The 17,545-nt window shown below is 66.3% G+C and carries 17 protein-coding genes; 13 read left to right on the forward strand and 4 right to left on the reverse strand.

The genetic code is table 11. The features are described from left to right. Positions 1-91: 91 nt before the first annotated feature. The 5 genes from AC3WUM_RS07225 (at position 92) to AC3WUM_RS07245 (ending at position 6,681) form a co-directional block, all read left to right on the forward strand. Positions 92-1,678 (forward strand): peptide chain release factor 3, encoded by a 1,587-nt coding sequence (locus AC3WUM_RS07225; protein WP_492409523.1) that lies wholly within the window; start codon positions 92-94, stop codon positions 1,676-1,678. Between the two features lie 291 nt (positions 1,679-1,969). Continuing rightward, positions 1,970-3,259, forward strand: a complete 1,290-nt coding sequence (locus AC3WUM_RS07230; protein ID WP_492409524.1) for an OmpA family protein — start codon at positions 1,970-1,972, stop codon at positions 3,257-3,259. A 122-nt stretch (positions 3,260-3,381) separates the two neighbouring features. Further along, positions 3,382-4,629: an MFS transporter gene (locus AC3WUM_RS07235; RefSeq protein WP_492409525.1), complete on the forward strand. Its 1,248-nt coding sequence runs from the start codon at positions 3,382-3,384 to the stop codon at positions 4,627-4,629. Between the two features lie 79 nt (positions 4,630-4,708). Beyond that, on the forward strand, positions 4,709-5,701 hold the full coding sequence (locus tag AC3WUM_RS07240; RefSeq protein ID WP_492409526.1) for a peptidoglycan-binding domain-containing protein: 993 nt from the start codon (positions 4,709-4,711) through the stop codon (positions 5,699-5,701). Positions 5,702-5,730: 29 nt separating this feature from the next. Then, the gene (locus tag AC3WUM_RS07245) at positions 5,731-6,681 is read left to right on the forward strand and encodes a peptidoglycan-binding domain-containing protein (protein ID WP_492409527.1); all 951 of its coding nucleotides are present in this window, start codon (positions 5,731-5,733) and stop codon (positions 6,679-6,681) included. Positions 6,682-6,753: 72 nt separating this feature from the next. Here AC3WUM_RS07245 and AC3WUM_RS07250 read toward each other — a convergent pair whose 3' ends face one another. Further along, positions 6,754-7,419 (reverse strand): hypothetical protein, encoded by a 666-nt coding sequence (locus tag AC3WUM_RS07250; protein WP_492409529.1) that lies wholly within the window; start codon positions 7,417-7,419, stop codon positions 6,754-6,756. Between the two features lie 47 nt (positions 7,420-7,466). On the opposite strand from AC3WUM_RS07250, the gene AC3WUM_RS07255 reads away from it, so the two are divergent. Further along, positions 7,467-7,751 carry an acylphosphatase gene (locus tag AC3WUM_RS07255; protein WP_492409530.1) on the forward strand — a complete coding sequence of 95 codons (285 nt, stop codon included), beginning with the start codon at positions 7,467-7,469 and terminating at the stop codon, positions 7,749-7,751. A gap of 48 nt (positions 7,752-7,799) precedes the next feature. On the opposite strand, the gene AC3WUM_RS07260 is transcribed toward AC3WUM_RS07255, so the two are convergent. After that, positions 7,800-8,777 carry an acyl-ACP desaturase gene (locus tag AC3WUM_RS07260; protein WP_492409531.1) on the reverse strand — a complete coding sequence of 326 codons (978 nt, stop codon included), beginning with the start codon at positions 8,775-8,777 and terminating at the stop codon, positions 7,800-7,802. Positions 8,778-8,898: 121 nt separating this feature from the next. Further along, positions 8,899-9,444 carry a GTP cyclohydrolase I FolE gene (gene folE, locus AC3WUM_RS07265; protein WP_492409532.1) on the reverse strand — a complete coding sequence of 182 codons (546 nt, stop codon included), beginning with the start codon at positions 9,442-9,444 and terminating at the stop codon, positions 8,899-8,901. Between the two features lie 138 nt (positions 9,445-9,582). Here folE and AC3WUM_RS07270 point away from each other — a divergent pair, with 138 nt between their 5' ends. From AC3WUM_RS07270 to AC3WUM_RS07285, 4 genes are all read left to right on the forward strand, one after another. Then, entirely contained in the window at positions 9,583-10,395 is an 813-nt protein-coding gene (locus AC3WUM_RS07270; RefSeq protein ID WP_492409533.1) for a ParB/RepB/Spo0J family partition protein, read from the forward strand. A 191-nt stretch (positions 10,396-10,586) separates the two neighbouring features. After that, complete coding sequence (locus AC3WUM_RS07275; RefSeq protein ID WP_492409534.1) at positions 10,587-11,453, forward strand: BrxR family transcriptional regulator; 867 nt, start codon at positions 10,587-10,589, stop codon at positions 11,451-11,453. Positions 11,454-11,549: 96 nt separating this feature from the next. After that, the gene (locus AC3WUM_RS07280; protein WP_492409535.1) at positions 11,550-12,308 is read left to right on the forward strand and encodes a M48 family metallopeptidase; all 759 of its coding nucleotides are present in this window, start codon (positions 11,550-11,552) and stop codon (positions 12,306-12,308) included. Positions 12,309-12,481: 173 nt separating this feature from the next. Next, positions 12,482-12,937, forward strand: a complete 456-nt coding sequence (locus AC3WUM_RS07285) for a CBS domain-containing protein (RefSeq protein WP_492409536.1) — start codon at positions 12,482-12,484, stop codon at positions 12,935-12,937. A gap of 42 nt (positions 12,938-12,979) precedes the next feature. Here the strand turns inward: AC3WUM_RS07285 and mnmG are convergent, their stop codons facing one another. Then, complete coding sequence (mnmG, locus tag AC3WUM_RS07290; protein ID WP_492409537.1) at positions 12,980-14,881, reverse strand: tRNA uridine-5-carboxymethylaminomethyl(34) synthesis enzyme MnmG; 1,902 nt, start codon at positions 14,879-14,881, stop codon at positions 12,980-12,982. 127 nt (positions 14,882-15,008) lie between these two features. Here mnmG and AC3WUM_RS07295 point away from each other — a divergent pair, with 127 nt between their 5' ends. The 3 genes from AC3WUM_RS07295 to AC3WUM_RS07305 are packed head-to-tail and all read left to right on the forward strand — an operon-like array spanning position 15,009 to position 17,510. Next, positions 15,009-15,509: an ATP-dependent zinc protease family protein gene (locus AC3WUM_RS07295; RefSeq protein ID WP_492409538.1), complete on the forward strand. Its 501-nt coding sequence runs from the start codon at positions 15,009-15,011 to the stop codon at positions 15,507-15,509. Next, positions 15,506-16,411: a 30S ribosomal protein S6--L-glutamate ligase gene (rimK, locus tag AC3WUM_RS07300; RefSeq protein ID WP_492409539.1), complete on the forward strand. Its 906-nt coding sequence runs from the start codon at positions 15,506-15,508 to the stop codon at positions 16,409-16,411. The genes AC3WUM_RS07295 and rimK overlap by 4 nt, the downstream gene beginning before the upstream one ends. A gap of 46 nt (positions 16,412-16,457) precedes the next feature. Further along, complete coding sequence (locus AC3WUM_RS07305; protein WP_492409540.1) at positions 16,458-17,510, forward strand: succinylglutamate desuccinylase/aspartoacylase family protein; 1,053 nt, start codon at positions 16,458-16,460, stop codon at positions 17,508-17,510. Positions 17,511-17,545 lie beyond the last annotated feature (35 nt).

Here is a 17,545-nt window from a genome sequence, read left to right on the forward strand (position 1 = left end):
TCGCGTTTCCGATCCGCCGGCTAGGCATCTGGCCCCGTCTCCGCGCCCCGACCCGCTACAATCCGCGCCCGCCGTCCGCAGTGCCGACACCATGTCCGCCGTTCTCGAGCAGGCGCAGAAGCGCCGCACCTTCGCCATCATTTCCCACCCCGACGCGGGCAAGACCACGCTGACCGAGAAGCTCCTGCTGTTCGGCGGCGCGATCCAGCTCGCCGGCACCGTGAAGGGCCGCAAGGCCAGCCGGCACGCGACCTCGGACTGGATGGCGCTCGAACAGCAGCGGGGAATCTCGATCACCACCTCGGTGATGCAGTTCCCGTACAACGGCAAGATCGTCAACCTGCTCGATACGCCGGGCCACGAGGACTTCTCCGAGGACACCTACCGCACGCTCACGGCGGTCGACAGCGCGCTGATGGTCATCGACGCGGCCAAGGGTGTCGAGGCGCGCACGATCAAGCTCATGGAGGTCTGCCGGCTGCGCGACACGCCGATCATCACCTTCGTCAACAAGCTCGACCGCGAAGGCCAGGCCCCGCTGAACCTGCTCGACGAGGTCGAGAAGGTGCTCGACATCCAGTGCACGCCGATCACCTGGCCGCTCGGCATGGGCCGCGATTTCAAGGGCGTGTACCACTTGCTCGAGGACCGCTTCTACCTGTACTCCGGCGACAAGCACCGCGTCTCCGAGATCGAGACCATCGACGGCCTGCATGCCGACGGGCTGGCGGAGCGCTTCGGTGCGGTCTACCAGACCATGCTCGACGAGATCGAGCTGCTGCAGATGGCCGGCACCGAGTTCGATCTCGACAAATACCGCGCCGGCAAGCTCACGCCGGTGTTCATGGGCAGCGCGATCAACAATTTCGGCGTGCGCGAGCTGCTCAACGGCTTCACCGACTGGGCGCCGAGCCCGCTGCCGCGCCACACCGAATCGCGCGACGTGCAGCCGACCGAAGAGAAATTCACCGGCTTCGTGTTCAAGATCCAGGCGAACATGGACCCCAAGCATCGCGACCGCGTGGCCTTCCTGCGCGTCTGCTCGGGCGTCTACCGGCGCGGCATGAACCCCTACTCGGTGCGCCTGGGCCAGAGCGTGCGCGTGTCGAATGCGCTGATCTTCATGGCGGCCGATCGCGAATCGGTCGAAGAGGCCTACCCGGGCGACATCATCGGCCTGCACAACCACGGCACCATCGCGATCGGCGACTCGTTCTCCGAAGGCGAGACGCTGCGCTTCACGGGCATTCCGAACTTCGCGCCGGACCTGTTCCGCCGCGTCGTGCTCAAGGACCCGCTCAAGGCCAAGCAGCTCAACAAGGGCCTCGACCAGCTCTCCGAGGAGGGCGCGACGCAGGTCTACCGGCCGCTGACGAACAACGACATCGTGCTCGGCGCGGTCGGCACGCTGCAGTTCGACGTGGTGCAGTTCCGCCTGCGCGATGAGTACGGCGTGGAATCGGTGTTCGAGCCCGTGCAGGTCTACTGCGCGCGCTGGCTGCAGGCCGACGACGACCGCACGCTCAAGGCCTTCGTCGACAAGAACGAGCTGCGCGTCGCCAAGGATCACTATGGCGACCTCGTCTACCTCGCCAGCAGCAGCGTCAACCTGTCGATGACCCGCGAGCGCCACCCGGAAGTCCGTTTCCTCGACACCAAGGAGCACGGTCGCTCCTGAGCGCCGCTCGCGGAGCCGCTGCTGACGCTCCGATCAGCTTTGAAAACCGCCTTCGCGATGCGCGCGAATGGCGGTTTTTTTGTCTGCCCCGCAAGTTCCGTTAATCGGAAAATCTCTCTTGATACCGAGGCTTACGAGCGAAACATTCAGGTTGAGTTCATTGGTTCAGCTAACCATAGCGCCTGCTGCAAGGCCCGGTGCATCAGACGTCGGATGGATTGCGGCGATAGTGCACCGAACAAGAATCAACGGGAGTATCCCGGGAGTTTTGCCCTTTACTAGGAGGTTTCAATGTCGTCCCGACTGCGTCGTCTCGCGCTATCGGCCGCTGCTTTGTGCGCGGCCGCAGGATTCATCAATTCAGCCACCGCCGCGGACGAGTCCGCCGGCTACGAACAACCGAAGGCCTATGTGGGCGGCAGCGCCTTCTGGAACAAGCCCGATTCCAATCGCAACATGGATGACGGCTGGGGCTCGCGTGTGTTCCTCGGCACGCGCCTCAACAGCGGCCTGATGTTCGAAGTCAACGGCTTCGGACTGCAGGGCGAACGTGACATCGGCTCGGGCAAGGATTCGGCCTGGGGTGTCGGCGGCGACTTCCTGTTCCCGTTCACCCAGGGCGGATTCCAGCCGTTCGTGCTCGCCGGCGGCGGTTACATCGACGAGAAGGTCAACGGCAGCACCGACGGTTCGGGCTATGCCAACGCTGGCATCGGTTTCCTGGTGCCGCTGACCGAAGGTCTCAAGCTGCGTACCGAAGGCCGCTACGTCGCGGTGTTCAACGACTTCGCCTCGACCAACGGCGACGATCCGCTCTACGACGTGCAGGTCGGTCTCGGCCTGCAGGCCGACATCGGCAAGCCCAAGCCGATCGACTCCGACGGTGACGGCGTGGTCGATCCGCAGGACGCCTGCCCGAACACCCCGGCCGGCGTGACGGTCGATTCCAAGGGCTGCCCGCTCGACTCCGACGGCGACGGCGTGCCGGACTACCTCGACAAGTGCCCGAACACCCCGCGCGGTGCGGCGGTCAATGCCCAGGGTTGCCCGCTCGATTCCGATGGCGACGGCGTGCTCGACTACCTCGACAAGTGCCCGAACACCCCGCGTGGCACCCCGGTCGACGCCAGCGGCTGCCCGCTCGACACCGACGGTGACGGCGTTCCGGACTATCTCGACAAGTGCCCGAACACGCCGAAGGGCCTGAAGGTCGACGCCACCGGTTGCGTGCGTGAAGCCCAGACCATCGTGCTGCAGAACGTGAACTTCGAGTTCAACAAGGCCACGCTGACCGCCGACAGCCAGAGCGTTCTGAACGAAGTGGCAACCGGCCTCAAGAGCGACCCGAACATGAAGGTCGAAATCGCCGGTCACACCGACAGCAAGGGCAGCGACGCCTACAACCAGAAGCTGTCGCAGAACCGCGCCAACTCGGTGAAGGCCTACCTGGTCAGCCAGGGCGTGCCGTCGACCCGTCTGGTCGCCAAGGGCTACGGCGAGAAGTCGCCGGTCGCCACCAACGACACCGACGAAGGTCGTGCGCAGAACCGCCGCGTGGAGTTCCGCGTGCTGGCGAAGTAAGCCTCAAGTCGTAAGCTGTGACGGACCGGGCGGCGCAAGCCGCCCGGTCTTTTTTTGCGTCGAGGAATTGAAGCAAGTTTCACAGGACTTTCGGCGACGCCCTGGCTAAGCTGCGCCCCGCCATGAAAACCTCCACGCACGACGCCTTCGCCGCGTTGCGTCACCAGCCGTTCCTGTTCCTGATCTCGGCCAACCTGCTGCTGTCCACCGCGCTGCTGATCCAGACCGTGGTCATCGGCTACCAGCTCTATCAGATCACCCACGATCCGCTGTCGCTGGGCCTGATCGGCCTGGCCGAAGCGGTGCCGTTCATCGGCCTGGCGCTGTTCGGCGGGCACCTGGCCGATCGTCGCGAGAAGCGCCGGCTCATGCAGCAGGCCGGCGCGGTGGTGGTGGTCAGCTCGCTCGTGCTGCTGTGGGCGATGCTGCCGTCGACGCACGAGACGCTGTCGCGCAACGCGCTGCTGGCGACGGTCTACACGAGCATCTTCATCCTGGGCCTCGCGCGCGGCATCTATTCGCCGGCGTCGGCCGCGTTGCGCGCGTTTCTGGTTCCGCGCGAGATCTACGCCAACTCGGCGAGCTGGAGCGGCACCTTCTTCCAGGCCGGCGCGATCGCCGGGCCTGCGCTCGGCGGCGTTCTGTACCTGGCCGTAGGCCTCACCGGGACGCTCGTCATCACGGTGGCGATGATCGTCGCCAACGTGCTGCTGATCGGACGCATTCCGCCGCAGCCGGTGGCACCGCTCAAACCCGGCAGCGCCGATCTGTGGACCAGCCTGCGCGAAGGCCTGGCCTACGTCTGGCGCACCAAGATCCTGCTCTACGCGATCTCGCTCGACATGTTCTCGGTGCTGTTCGGCGGCGTGGTCGCGATCCTGCCGATCTTCGCCGAGGACATCCTCAAGGTCGGCCCGGAAGGTCTCGGACTGCTGCGCGCCGCGCCGGCCGCCGGAGCGCTCGTCACGGTGATCGCCTGCAACTGGTTCCCGCCGACGCGCCGGCCGTGGGCGACGTTGCTCATCGTGGTCGCCGGCTTCGGCCTGGCGACGCTGGTGTTCGCGCTGTCGGAGACCTTCTGGCTGTCGATCGCGGCGCTGTTCACCACGGGAGCCTTCGACAGCGTCAGCGTGGTGATCCGCAACACGCTGCTGCAGTCACTGCCCGCCGAGAACATGCGCGGGCGCGTGGCTTCGGTGAACAGCATCTTCATTTCGGCCAGCAACGAGCTCGGCGCCTTCGAGTCCGGCCTCGCCGCGCGCCTGCTCGGCACCGTGCCTTCGGTGGTCGCGGGCAGCATCGCCACGCTGCTGACCGTCGGCTACATCGCCAGCCGCTCGCGCCAGCTGTTCAAGATGCGGCTGACCTGAGGTCTCCATCAGTATGTTTTGCCGCTTTGCGGTCCTGCGCCCAGCCGCTAGGCTTGCCACAAACAAGGGAGCCTTCCGAATGTCGCGTCGTTTTCTGCCTTCCGCCCTGGCGGCTGCCGTCGTCGCCCTGTCATCGAACCTGGCGCAAGCCCAGACCATGATGTCCGACGCGGCGCTGCCACTGAACGCGCGGCCGGGCGAATGCTATGCGCGCGTCTACACGGCTCCGCAGTTCAGGACGGTGACCGACACGGTGATCAAGAAGGCCGCGTCCGAACGCGTCAACGTGATCCCCGAGCGCTACGAGTGGACCGAGGAAACGGTGATGGTGAAGCCGGCCTCGGAGCGCATCGCCCAGGTCATTCCGGCCGAATACCGCTGGGAAGAGGAGCAGGTGCTGGTCAAGCCGGCGTCCGAAAAGATCGAAGAAGTGCCCGCGACCTACAAGACGGTCACCCAGACCGAACTCGTCAAGGCCGCCACCACCGAGTGGAAACGCGGTCGCGGCCCGGTCGAGAAGGTCGACAACCTGACCGGCGACATCATGTGCCTCGTCGAAGTGCCGGCCGAGTACCGCACCATCACGCGCTCGGAAGTCGATCAGCCGGCCAGCACGCGCCGCGTGACGATTCCGGCCGAGTACCAGACCGTGCGCCGTCAGGTGCTCGTCAAGGAAGCCGAAGTCCGCAAGGAACAGGTTCCCGCGCAGTACCAGACCGTCAAGGTCCGCAAGCTCGTCGAGGCGGCGCGCGAAGAGCGCATCGCCATTCCGGCCGAATACCAGACCGTCACGCGCCAGGAGAAAGTCGCCGACGGCCACATGGTCTGGAGCCAGGTGCTCTGCGAAACCAACGCCACGCCCGAAACCGTCTACGCCCTGCAGAACGCGCTCCAGAACGCGGGCTACGCGCCTGGCAAGATCGACGGCCGGCTCGGCGCCGGCACCGCCGACGCGGTGCGCCGCTACCAGAAGGCCAACGGCCTCGCCGAAGGCGGCATCACGCTCGAAGTGCTGCAGCGCCTCGGCGTAAGCACGAGCCGCATTTCGGCCGGCAACGCAGGCACCTACTGATCGCCAGTCCGCAACGCCGCGGCCGATCCGTGATCACTGCCATGCCGTTCCGCCTGCGCCTGCTGCCGCTGCTCGCGTGCGCGCTGGGCCCGCTCGCGGCGGTCGCCCAGGAGGCGGGGCCGGCCACCAGCATCGCCATCGCCGAGCCGCCCGCGGCCAAGCCCGGCGAGTGCTGGAGCCTGGTGGTCGTTCCGGCGACGTTCGAACGCCATGTCGAGACCGTGCTGAAAACCCCGGCCGGCGAAAAGCAGGTGCCCAAGCCCGCGCGCTACGAGTGGGTCGAGCAGACCGTGACGATTCCGGCCGGCAAGCGGCGCATCGTCGTCAAACCGGCCGAATACGAAGTCACCGAAGAGCAGGTGCTGATCAGCCCGGCCGGCAGCCGCGCTGTCAGCACGCCGGCCACCTACCGCACGATCGAAGAACGCGTGCCATCCAAGACCGGCGCCGTGCTCAAGCCGCACCCGGTCACCGGCGAGCTCTGCGTCGTCGAAGGGCCGATCGAATACCAGATCGTCAAGCGCAGGCAGCTGATCACGCCGGCCGGCACGCAGATGGTCGAGACCGAAGCGCGCTGCAAGACGGTCAAGCATCGCAAGCTCATCACGCCGGCCGAAACCAGGCTCGTCGACCGTCCAGAGCGCACGATCACCAAGCGCGTGAAGCAGCTCGTCGAACCGGCCGGGTTCACCACTGAGCCGACACCCGCGGTCTACGAGGACGTGGTGCGCGTGGTGCAAACCCGCCCGGCACGCAGCGAATGGCGCAGCATGCTCTGCGAAACCAACATGACGCGCAGCCTGCTCGGCCGCGTGCAGCAGGCGCTCAAGGACTCGGGCCATGATCCGGGCCGCACCGATGGCCGCTGGAACGCACAGTCCGCGCGTGCGATGCGCCAGTTCCAGGCCGCCAACGGCCTGCCGCAAAGCGGCATCAGCATGGAGTCGCTCGAAAAACTGCAGGTAACCGTCGGCGGCTAGTTTTTTGTAAGGGGTAAGGCGTGGGGAGCAAGGCGTTGAAGCCCGCTCATTTCATCCACGCCTCACGCGAAGCTACTTGCGCTCCACCGTGTTGACGATGGCCGCCGCGAGCTGGAATGGCCTTGGCCCCAGACGTCGGACCAGGTCCGGCGGCAGATCCTTCTTGTCGATCTGCAGCAGCGAGAGCTGCGCGAAACCGGTCGGCGTGTAACCCGACCACGACTCGGCGAGCGCACTGCGCCCCTTCGACGGGCGGATGCCGAGCGCCGCGAGCTTGTCCTGCTGCGGCACGATGCCGTGCGCCCCGTCGTGCAGCGGCTCGGTCGAGGCCTGCACCTCGACCCAGGTGTTGAAGTCGCGCCGCAGCAAGGGCTCGGTGATGCGGCTCACGATGCGACTCGCGAGCACGCGCTGCAGGCCGTTGCCGGCGATGCGGCTCACGCGCTGGCCGCCGGCCTGCACGAGCGAACGCGAGGTCGAGGCCACCGGATCCGTTTCGGGCTGCGCACGCAGCGCCGGCCTGAGCACCGAGGCGAGATTGCTCTGCAGGTGAGCACGAACGCGCACGCGATCGCCATCCTGCTGAGGTTCCACGAGCACCTGTACGTTGACGCTGCAGATCGGCCCGCGACCGCCGGCCGGCAGCTCGGCCGAGAACGCGAAGCGCTCCGGCTCGGCTCCGCCGCGATTCTCGAATGTCGCATCGAGGCGTTCGCGCAATCGGCTTAACATGCCCATCTTGAGCTCCTTGGCAGCCTGCATCCGAAAACTGCTTTCAGACCGTCATGACCGCATCTTATCGCTTCGTCGTCACCGGCCGGGTCCAGGGCGTCTACTTCCGCGAATCGACGCGCGAGCAGGCACAGAAGCTGGGTCTCGTCGGCTGGGTCTGCAACCTCGCGGACGGACGCGTCGAAGGCGTCGCTCACGGCAGCGAGGCCGCCCTCGCAGCCCTGCACCGCTGGCTGCTGCTTGGACCACCCGCGGCGCGCGTCGACACGGTCGACTGGCATCCGGCGGATCGGACGCCCGGTGACGTCATTCCGACCGAGTTTGTCGTGAGGCGCTGAATCGGCCCCGACTCCGGCTCGCCGACCAGGGCCGGCGACACCGAAGTCTCAGATGGTCAGCTCGCGGTCGTAGGCGAAGTCGAAGCGGAACTTGCGCGGGGCGCTCTTGCTCTCGACGTAGTCCGCCATGCGCGCAAGGCGCTTGGGCACTTTCATGAGCCTGTCCTGAGCCTCGTTGCCTTCGCCGGACAGGCCGGTCAGCTCACTGACCTTCCAGTACTCGAGGCATTCCTCGACGATGGCCTGGTACTGGCGCGGGCCGAAGATGTTCGACCGGCGCACGACTTCGCTCATTTCGTCGAAGCCCGCGATGCGGTGGCCCGGCATCGAGAAGTTGGAGACCACTTTCTGCAGCGAGTTGAGCGCGCGGTTCGGATCGCGGCTCAGGATCTCGTTGAACATCTCGCGGTAGAACAGATAGTGCCGCGATTCGTCGCCCGCCAGATGGCCGAGCACGCGGCGCAGCAGCGGCTCGGTGGCGCCGGCGATGCGGCCGGTGTTGGCGTGCGAGATCTGCGTCGCCTTCTCCTGCAGCGAGGTGTAGGCGAGCAGGCGATACGGATCGGATTCCCATTCGGGATCGAAGCCGGCTTCGATGTACGAATACTGCAGGCGCTCGAGCGCGCCCATTTCGAACAGGCGCGCGTCGCGCACGTAGTCACGCAGCGCGCAGCCGTGACGGTCTTCCTCGGCCGTCCACATGTTGTTCCAGGTCACCCACGGCGACGATTCGCCGAAGTGCACGGCGATCAGGCGGTGGAAGTGCGGCAGGCCTTCTTCGGTCAGCAGGTTGACCGCGACGGCGACGCGCACCGCATCGGGCAGCTCGCGAGCGGCGCGGCGGACTTCGGCGAGCTGCTCGTCCCATTCGGCCGGCGCGTCGGAATCGGCGCGCACGAGATCGTTCGGGAACCAGAGATTACGGCGTTCCTTGTGCGCTTCGGTTTCGCGCAGGACAGCCGGCTCCATCGAAACCAGGACTTCGACCTGATCGGGAGTGACCAGCTGTGCATCCGCAGCGCCCATCGTTCCATCTCCGAATAAGTGGCCTCGTCTCCGGCCTTACGAACAGCATCGCACGATGGATGCCGCGATACACAACAAACCGGAAGCGTCGGCGTTGGAATTCTACCTCAAGCTTGAACGACTACCGGCGCTGGACCAAATTGAGGAACTCCTGGCGGGTCCGCGGATCTTCGCGGAAGCGGCCCAGCATCATCGAGGTGATCATCGAAGAATTCTGCTTTTCCACGCCTCGCATCATCGCGCACAGGTGTTTCGCTTCAATGACCACGGCGACACCGGCCGCGGACGTGACACCCTGGATGCAGTCGCCGACCTGCTTGGTCAGGTTCTCCTGGATCTGCAGGCGGCGCGCGAACATGTCGACGATGCGCGGAATCTTCGACAGCCCGATCACCTTGCCCTGCGGCAGATAGGCGACGTGGCAGCGGCCGATGAAAGGCAGCAGGTGATGCTCGCACATCGAGTAGAGCTCGATGTCGCGCACGATGACCATCTCCTCGTTGTCGGAATCGAAAATCGCGCCGTTGACGATCTCGCCGATGTCCTGATCGTAGCCGCGGGTCAGGAACTCCATGGCCTTGGCGGCGCGGTGCGGCGTGCGCAGCAGGCCTTCGCGCTCCGGGTTCTCGCCGATGGACTCGATGATGGCTCGATAGTGTTCTTCCACGATAATGGTCCTTTATGACGGGCCCGTCCTAGGGGCGGATCTTCTCGGTTTGTGGGCCATTGTGTCACAGGCCATCGTGAAATCTGCCCGAACGGCTCCGCCAGCCCAAGGTATTCAAGCGCTTATCCACGCCATCGCATGCTCGGCAAGCCCTCACCCGATCCTGTCCGCCTGATCCCGGTGGACCTGATCCGCCCCGGATCGCAGCAGGCGCGCCGGCGCTTCGACCCGGACACGCTCGCCGACCTCGCCGAGTCGATCCGCGAATCGGGCGTGGTGCAGCCGATCGTGCTGCGTACGCGCGTCTGGGGCTTCGAGCTGCTCGCCGGCGAGCGCCGCTGGCGCGCGGCCCAGCAGGCCGGGCTGCACGACATCCCGGCCATCGTCCGCGACGATCTGTCGGAATCCGAAGCCTTCGTGATCGGGCTCGTCGAGAACCTGCAGCGCGAATCGCTGTCGCCGATGGAAACCGCCGCCGGCATGAAGCGGCTCGGCGAGATTTTCACGCTCACGCATGAGCAGATCGGCCGGCGCATCGGCAAATCGCGCGAATACGTCAGCAACTACCTGCGGCTGCTGAACCTGGCGCCCGAGGTCGGGGCGCTCGTCAACGAAGGTCATCTGCACCTGGGTCACGCCAAGGTGATCGCGGGCCTGCCGATGCGCGAGCACGTCGCCACCGCCGACGAAGTGATCCGGCTCAAGCTCACGGTGCGCCAACTCGAGCGCCGCGTCGCCCAGCGGCGCCAGATGGCGGCCGATTCGAAGCTGGTCTTCAAACCCGCCAAGTCCGGCGACCTCGCCCTGCTCGAACGCGAACTTTCGGACCAGATCGGCTACCCGGTCAGCGTCAGCAGCGATCGCGGCGGCGAAGGCGAGCTGCGCATTCGCTTCCACTCGCTCGAAGAGCTCGACGGCCTGCTCGAGCGCCTCGGTTACCGCCCGAGCTAGCTGGAACCGATCGCCTCGAACGTGTCCAAGTTATCGACAGCCACGCTGGATAAGCCTGTGGATAAGCGGGGCATGAAGCACGCCAAACACTGCTTTTTGCAGGCTTCCCAGCGCGGTGACGATTTTTTTACCGCATCGCGCCGCGCCGGCATGTCTTACTCTTCAATCAGTTACCACCGTCCATCGCCACCATGACCGTCTACGACAACAAGCTGCCCTGGGATCAGCGCCAGCGCTTCATGCTGCTCGAAGCGCGACTGATCTGGACCGGCCGCATCCAGCTCGGCGACCTGCGCGACGCCTTCGACATCAGCACGCGCAAGGCCGAGAAGGATCTGCAGCTCTATCGCGAGCGCTGTCCGCGCAACCTCGTGCTCGACGACGAGACCGGCGTGTTCTACCCGGACGATCGCTTCGAGCCGGCCTTCCTGCGCGGCACCGCGCAGGAGTTCCTCGGCGTGCTGCGCAATCACGATCTGGCCCAGGACCTGCCGCTGGCGATGGCCGCCTCGGACCATGTACCGGCCGAGACGCTCGAACTGCCCGAGCGCGAGTTCGACGTGCGCGTTCTGCAACGCATGAGCACCGCGATCCGCGAAGGCCGCTGGCTGACTGTCGAATACCAGTCGATGAACCGCCCGGACCCGCGCAAGCTGCTGATCGCCCCGCATGCGCTGGCCTATGTCGGCCGCTGGCATGCGCGCGCCTATTCGGCCGAGCACCAGTCGTTCCGCGATTTTCTGCTCTCGCGCATCCTCGGACTGCCCGAGCTCGGCGAGGCCTGCCGCCACAGCCCCGACGCGGATTGGGACTGGCGCAATCAGGTGACCGTGCGCATCGGCCCGCATCCAGGGCTGACCGAGGGCCAGCGGCGCGTGGTCGAACACGATTTCGGCATGCACGGCGGGCTGCTCGAAAAACGCGTGCGGCTCGCGCTGGCTCCGTATTTGCTCAAGCTGCTCGGCGTCGGCCGCGGCGATACCGAGCGTGATCCGGCCGAGCAGCAGATCGTGCTGCTGAATCAGGCGGAGCTCGATGCGTTCAATCGGCTCGCGTGACAGCAGACCATTTTATTTTTTATCACTTAATTCCATAGCATTTTACAATTATAAATAACGATAAATTATCGAATTAAATTAGCTTTAATCACAAAATTGCCCGCCCAAGACGATCAACTCGACCTGCTGTTCGACACCTACCAGGTGACCGAACGCGTCAGCGCCAAGTCGCGCAGCATTCGCGTCGAGGTGACCTCGCCGACCGAGGTCACGCTGGTGATTCCGCGCTTCGTCGCCCGGCAGGTCGCGCGCGATTTTTTGCGCAGCCGCGACGGCTGGATTCGCCAGAAGCTCGCCGAGCTCAAGCAGCGCGCCGATCGCGATGCCGAGGGCGGGCCTTCGCCCCACCTGCGCTGGGACGGAACCGACCTGCTGCCGCTGCGCGGTGGCGCGGTGCCGCTGAAGATCGTGCAGGCGCAGGTGCGGCCGGTGGTGCGCGTCGAGCCCGCGACGGTGACGCTGTTCTGTCCTGGCAGCGAGCTCGGCGATACCGCGAGGCTCGAGCAGCTGCTGCGCGAGACGCTACGGCGCGAGGCCGCGACCGAGGCGCGCGTGCTGCTCAACCGCGAGGCCGCCCGGCTCGGCGTGAGCTTCAAGGGACCGCGCATCGCCGATCAGAGAACCCTGTGGGGCAGCTGCACGCCCGACGGGCTCATCAGCCTGTCGTGGCGGCTGTTGCTGACGCCGCCCGAGGCCTTCCGCTACGTGGTGATCCACGAGCTCTGCCATCGCGTGCATCTCGATCATTCCGACGCCTTCTGGTCGCTCGTGGCGCGGCAGATGCCCGATCACGAGCGCCATCGCCAGTGGCTGCGCGAGCACGGCCAGCGCCTGCACTGGTATCTGAAGGGCTGAGCCCGCGGCCCAGGCGGACGCTGCGCCCGATCGACGCTGCTGCATCGTCTGACAAGGACTCGTCCCAACGGCGGTTGTCGAGCCTCGTCAGGCGGGAGTAAGGTGAATGTCAGGAAACGCGGCGCCTGGATGGCTCGGGTGCCGCAAGGCGATCACCCAACCAAGGCACGCGCATGTCCACGCTCGATACGGTTCAGGTCCGGCAATACATGACCACGCAGATCATCTCGTTCCCGCCCGACATGGAGGTCATGAGCGCGGTGCACGAGCTGGTCAAGCACCGCATCGCGAGCGCCCCGGTGGTCGAGAACGGCAAGCTCGTCGGCATGCTCTCGGAGCGCGATTGCCTGTCGATCGCCTTCATCGCCTCGAGCGACTCCTGCGTCGCCGGCCCGGTGAGCCAGTTCATGAGCAGCAAGGTGGCCTCGGTGACGCCCGACACCAGCATCACGCAGCTCTGCCAGCTGTTCACGAATGCCTCGCACCGCCGCTATCCGGTGGTCGAGAACGGCCGGCTCGTCGGCATCGTTTCGCGCCGCGACGCCCTGCGCGCGATCAGCGATGCCTGCTCGGGCACGCTGCAGGAGCTCACGATGGCCGAGAAGTATTTCTCGTCCACGCGCAGCTGAGCGCCGTGCCGCAGCCTGGGTTCATCAAGCCAGGCTGCGACCTCAGACCGCCGCGACGGCCGGCGCCAGCCGCAGCTGGCCGGTCTTCTTGAGCTGGATCAGCAGCAGCGACACCGCGGCCGGCGTGACGCCCGAAATGCGTCCGGCCTGGGCGACCGTTTCGGGCCGATGCTGGATCAGCTTCTGGCGCACTTCGTTCGATAAACCGCTGACGGCCGCATAATCGAAATCCTTCGGCAGCAGCGCGTCCTCGTAGCGGCGCGCGCGATCGATCTCGGTCTGCTGGCGCGTGATGTAGCCCGCGTACTTCACTTCGATCTCGACCTGCTCGGCCGCGAGCGGATCGACGTTGTCATCGGCCAGTCCCAGGCGCCGCAGCGTGGCGTAATCGGCTTCGGGACGGCGCAGCAGTTCGAGCGCGCTCGCGCCGTTCGACACCGGCGCGGGACCGAACACTTCCACTACTTCGGGCGCCGCGAGCTGCTGCGGCTTGAGCCAGAGTGCGGACAGGCGCGCACGCTCGGCCTCGATCGCCTCGCGCTTGGCGGTGAAGCTCGCCCAGCGCGCATCGTCGACGAGGCCGAGTTCGCGCCCAACCGGCGTCAGGCGCAGATCGGCGTTGTCCTCGCGCAGCAGCAGGCGATGCTCGGCGCGCGAAGTGAACATGCGATACGGCTCATTGGTGCCGCGTGTGATGAGGTCGTCGACGAGCACACCGATGTAGGCCTCGTGGCGCAGCGGCGTCCAGCTCTCCAGCTCACGAGCGAAGCGCGAGGCATTGATGCCCGCGAGCAGGCCTTGCGCGGCGGCTTCCTCGTAGCCCGTGGTGCCGTTGATCTGGCCCGCGAAGAACAGGCCGTCGACGGCCTTGGTTTCGAGGCTGCGCTTGAGATCACGCGGATCGAAGTAGTCGTATTCGATCGCGTAACCCGGCCGCGTGATGCGCACGTTCTCCAGGCCGCGAATGCTGCGCACGAAGCGTTCCTGGATGTCGTACGGCAGCGAGGTCGAAATGCCGTTCGGGTAGATCTCGCGCGTGTTGAGGCCTTCGGGCTCGAGAAAGATCTGGTGGCTGAGCTTGTCGGCGAAGCGGTTGACCTTGTCTTCGACGCTCGGGCAATAGCGCGGGCCGACGCCTTCGATCACGCCCGTGAACATCGGCGAGCGATCGAAGCCTTCGCGAATGATCGAATGCGTCCGCTCGTTGGTGTGCGTGATGTAGCAGTCGATCTGGCGCGGATGATCGGCGGCCGAGCCCATGAACGAGAACACCGGTACCGGCGTGTCGCCGGGCTGCGGCGTGAGCTGCGCCCAATCGATCGTGCGGCCGTCGAGCCGCGGCGGCGTGCCGGTCTTGAGCCGGCCCGTGCGCGGCATCAGTTCGCGCAGGCGCAGCGCCAGAGGCAGCGACGGCGCATCGCCCGCGCGTCCGCCCGGATGATTCGCCAGGCCCACATGGATGCGTCCGCCGAGGAAGGTGCCGGTGGTCAATACCACCGCGCGCGCCAGGAAGCGCAGGCCGATCTTGGTGACCACGCCGGCGACGCGCGTGCCTTCGACGATGAGGTCTTCGACCTCGTTCTGGAACAGCGTGAGCTTCGGCTGGTTCTCGAGCGCCTCGCGCACGACCCACTTGTAGAGCATGCGATCGGCCTGGGCGCGCGTGGCGCGTACCGCCGGGCCCTTGCTCGCGTTGAGCGTGCGGAACTGGATGCCCGCCTTGTCGGCCGCGATCGCCATGAGCCCGCCGAGCGCATCGACTTCGCGAACCAGATGGCCCTTGCCGATGCCGCCGATCGCCGGGTTGCAGGACATCTGGCCGAGGGTTTCGATCGACTGCGTGACGAGCAGCGTGGAGGCGCCACTGCGCGCCGCGGCGAGCGCCGCTTCGGTGCCGGCATGGCCGCCGCCGATGACGATGACGTCGAAGCTGTTGTCCTGCATGGCCGCACGCTGCTGAGCAAAATTTGGCCGCGCAGTGTAGGGCCTGGGCGCGGAGGAGAAAAGGACGCGACAACGTCACGCGGCCGGTTCAGGATACGCACCCCTTAGACGCGCGAATCTTCTTCGCATGACCTCACCCGCCTGGCGCCGCAAGCGAGCCGCTCTATCCCCCGATGCCCCGATGGTGGGCTGGCGCGAATGGGTCAGTTTCGGCGAACTCGGCATCGACCGCGTCAAGGCCAAGATCGACACCGGCGCGCGCACCTCGGCGCTGCATACCTTCGCGATCGAGCGGCCGACGCCGGGCCGCGTGCGCTTCGGCGTGCATCCGCTGCAGCACGCGACCACGCAGGTCTGGTGCGAAGCCGAGGTGATCGACGAACGCTGGATCACCGACTCCGGCGGCCGCCGCGAATTTCGCCCGGTGATCCTCACGCCGATCACGCTCGGACTCATCACCTGGCCGATCGAGATCACTTTGACGGCGCGCGATTCGCTGCAATTCCGCATGCTGCTCGGCCGCACCGCGCTGGCCGGACGCTTTCGCGTCGACCCGGGCGGAAGCTACCTGCAAGGACGCAAGAACGATGTGAACGAACCGGGCACGGAGCCGGATTCCGACTCATGAAAATCGCCCTGCTCTCCCGCAACGGCAAACTCTATTCGACACGACGCCTCGTCGAGGCCGCCGAGGCGCGCGGCCACCAGATCGAAGTGGTCGACGTGCTGCGCTGCTACATGAACATCGCGCCGAACTGCACCGAGATCCACTACCGCGGCCGCAAGCTCGAAGGCTTCGACGCGGTGATTCCGCGCATCGGCGCCTCGGTGACCTTCTACGGCACCGCGGTCGTGCGCCAGTTCGAAATGATGGGCACGTATTCGGTCAACGAATCGCAGGCGATCACGCGCTCGCGCGACAAGCTGCGCGCGCACCAGCTGCTCGCGCGCCACGGCATCGGCATGCCGATCACCGGCTTCGCGCATTCGCCCGACGACACCAAGGATCTGATGGGCCTGGTCGGCAAGGCGCCGCTCGTGATCAAGCTCATCGAGGGCACGCAGGGCCAGGGCGTGGTGCTCGCCGAAACCGATCAGGCGGCCGAATCGGTCATCGATGCGTTTCGCGGGCTCGATGCGTACTTTCTCGTGCAGGACTTCGTCGCCGAGGCCAAGGGCGCGGACATTCGCTGCTTCGTCATCGGCAACAAGGTAGTGGCGGCGATGATGCGCCAGGCCAAGTCCGGCGAGTTCCGCTCGAACCTGCACCGCGGCGGCACCGCGCTGGCCGTGAAGCTCACGCCCGACGAGCGCCGCACCGCGATCGACGCGGCCAAGGCGATGGGCCTCAACATCGCGGGCGTCGACATCCTGCGCTCGAACAAGGGCCCGGTGGTGATGGAGGTGAATTCCTCGCCCGGACTCGAAGGCATCGAGACGGTCACGCAGATCGACATCGCCGACCGCATCATCGAGTTCATCGAGAACAACGCGCGCCAGGGCCGCACCAAGACGCGCGGCAAGAGCTGATCACGGCGCCGCGCGTGGCGCCGATGATGCGCGCTACCATTCGCGCATGACCCGCTCGATCGATCCCGCCACGCCGTTCTCCATCGGCGACGCCCGCATCGCGGCCGGCGAACGGCGCAGCGTCGAGCTGCCCATCGCCACGCTCTACAACAGCGCGCCCGTCGCGCTGCCGGTGGTCGTGCATCGCGGACTCAAGGCCGGGCCGACGGTGTTCGTCAGCGCCGCCCTGCATGGCGACGAGATCATCGGCGTCGAAATCATTCGCCGCCTGCTCAAGCTGCCGGTGCTCGACGAACTCGCGGGCACCCTGCTCGCGGTGCCGGTCGTCAACGTGATGGCGTTCCTGCATCAGTCGCGTTATCTGCCCGACCGGCGCGATCTCAACCGCAGCTTTCCGGGCAGCGAATCGGGCTCGCTCGCGGCGCGTTTGGCGCACGTGTTCCTGCGCGAAGTCGTCGAGCGCTCCGATTACGGCATCGACCTGCACACCGGCGCGATCCATCGCCCGAACCTGCCGCAGATTCGCGCCGACCTGCGCAACCCGGTCAATCTCCGCCTGGCCAAGGCCTTCGGCGCCCCGCTGCTGTTGAACTCCAAGCCAGCGCCCGGAACGCTGCGCGAAACCACCACCAAGCGCGACATTCCGGTGATTCTCTACGAATCGAGCGAAGCCCTGCGCTTCGACGAAACCGCGATCCGCATCGGCGTGCAGGGCGTGCTCAACGTGCTGCGCGAAACCGGCATGCTGCCGCCCGACGCCTCAGCCTGGAGCGCGACCGAGCCGGTGCTCGCGCAGAAGAGCCGCTGGGTGCGTGCGCCTTCGAGCGGCATCCTGCGGGCGCAGGTCGCACTCGGCGATCACGTCGAAGTGGGCCAGACGCTCGGCATCGTCGGCGACCCCTATGGTGGCAACGACTGGCCCGTCATCGCCGACAACGAGGGTCTGGTGATCGGCAAGCTGAGCCTGCCGCTCGTGCACGAAGGCGACGCCGTCTTCCACATCGCCCAGGTCGCCGAACCACGCGAAGCCGCGATCGCGTTCTCGCAGCTGGAGGCAGCCACGCGGGACATCGAGTCGGACGAGCCGCCGATTGTTTGAGTCGTCTGCTGCGCGCTGCGCCGTGGATTTGTGAC

This window comes from Hydrocarboniphaga sp. FW305-C-57 (assembly GCF_058783045.1).

Coding starts and splice junctions, on each gene's coding strand:
- AC3WUM_RS07250 (WP_492409529.1), bottom strand. CDS start 7,419: ATGGGCATGTTAAGCCGATTGCGCGAACGCCTCGATGCGACATTCGAG.
- AC3WUM_RS07275 (WP_492409534.1), top strand. CDS start 10,587: ATGACCGTCTACGACAACAAGCTGCCCTGGGATCAGCGCCAGCGCTTC.
- rimK (WP_492409539.1), top strand. CDS start 15,506: ATGAAAATCGCCCTGCTCTCCCGCAACGGCAAACTCTATTCGACACGA.
- AC3WUM_RS07230 (WP_492409524.1), top strand. CDS start 1,970: ATGTCGTCCCGACTGCGTCGTCTCGCGCTATCGGCCGCTGCTTTGTGC.
- AC3WUM_RS07285 (WP_492409536.1), top strand. CDS start 12,482: ATGTCCACGCTCGATACGGTTCAGGTCCGGCAATACATGACCACGCAG.
- AC3WUM_RS07255 (WP_492409530.1), top strand. CDS start 7,467: ATGACCGCATCTTATCGCTTCGTCGTCACCGGCCGGGTCCAGGGCGTC.
- AC3WUM_RS07225 (WP_492409523.1), top strand. CDS start 92: ATGTCCGCCGTTCTCGAGCAGGCGCAGAAGCGCCGCACCTTCGCCATC.
- AC3WUM_RS07270 (WP_492409533.1), top strand. CDS start 9,583: ATGCTCGGCAAGCCCTCACCCGATCCTGTCCGCCTGATCCCGGTGGAC.
- mnmG (WP_492409537.1), bottom strand. CDS start 14,881: ATGCAGGACAACAGCTTCGACGTCATCGTCATCGGCGGCGGCCATGCC.
- AC3WUM_RS07240 (WP_492409526.1), top strand. CDS start 4,709: ATGTCGCGTCGTTTTCTGCCTTCCGCCCTGGCGGCTGCCGTCGTCGCC.
- AC3WUM_RS07235 (WP_492409525.1), top strand. CDS start 3,382: ATGAAAACCTCCACGCACGACGCCTTCGCCGCGTTGCGTCACCAGCCG.
- AC3WUM_RS07260 (WP_492409531.1), bottom strand. CDS start 8,777: ATGGGCGCTGCGGATGCACAGCTGGTCACTCCCGATCAGGTCGAAGTC.
- AC3WUM_RS07305 (WP_492409540.1), top strand. CDS start 16,458: ATGACCCGCTCGATCGATCCCGCCACGCCGTTCTCCATCGGCGACGCC.
- AC3WUM_RS07295 (WP_492409538.1), top strand. CDS start 15,009: ATGACCTCACCCGCCTGGCGCCGCAAGCGAGCCGCTCTATCCCCCGAT.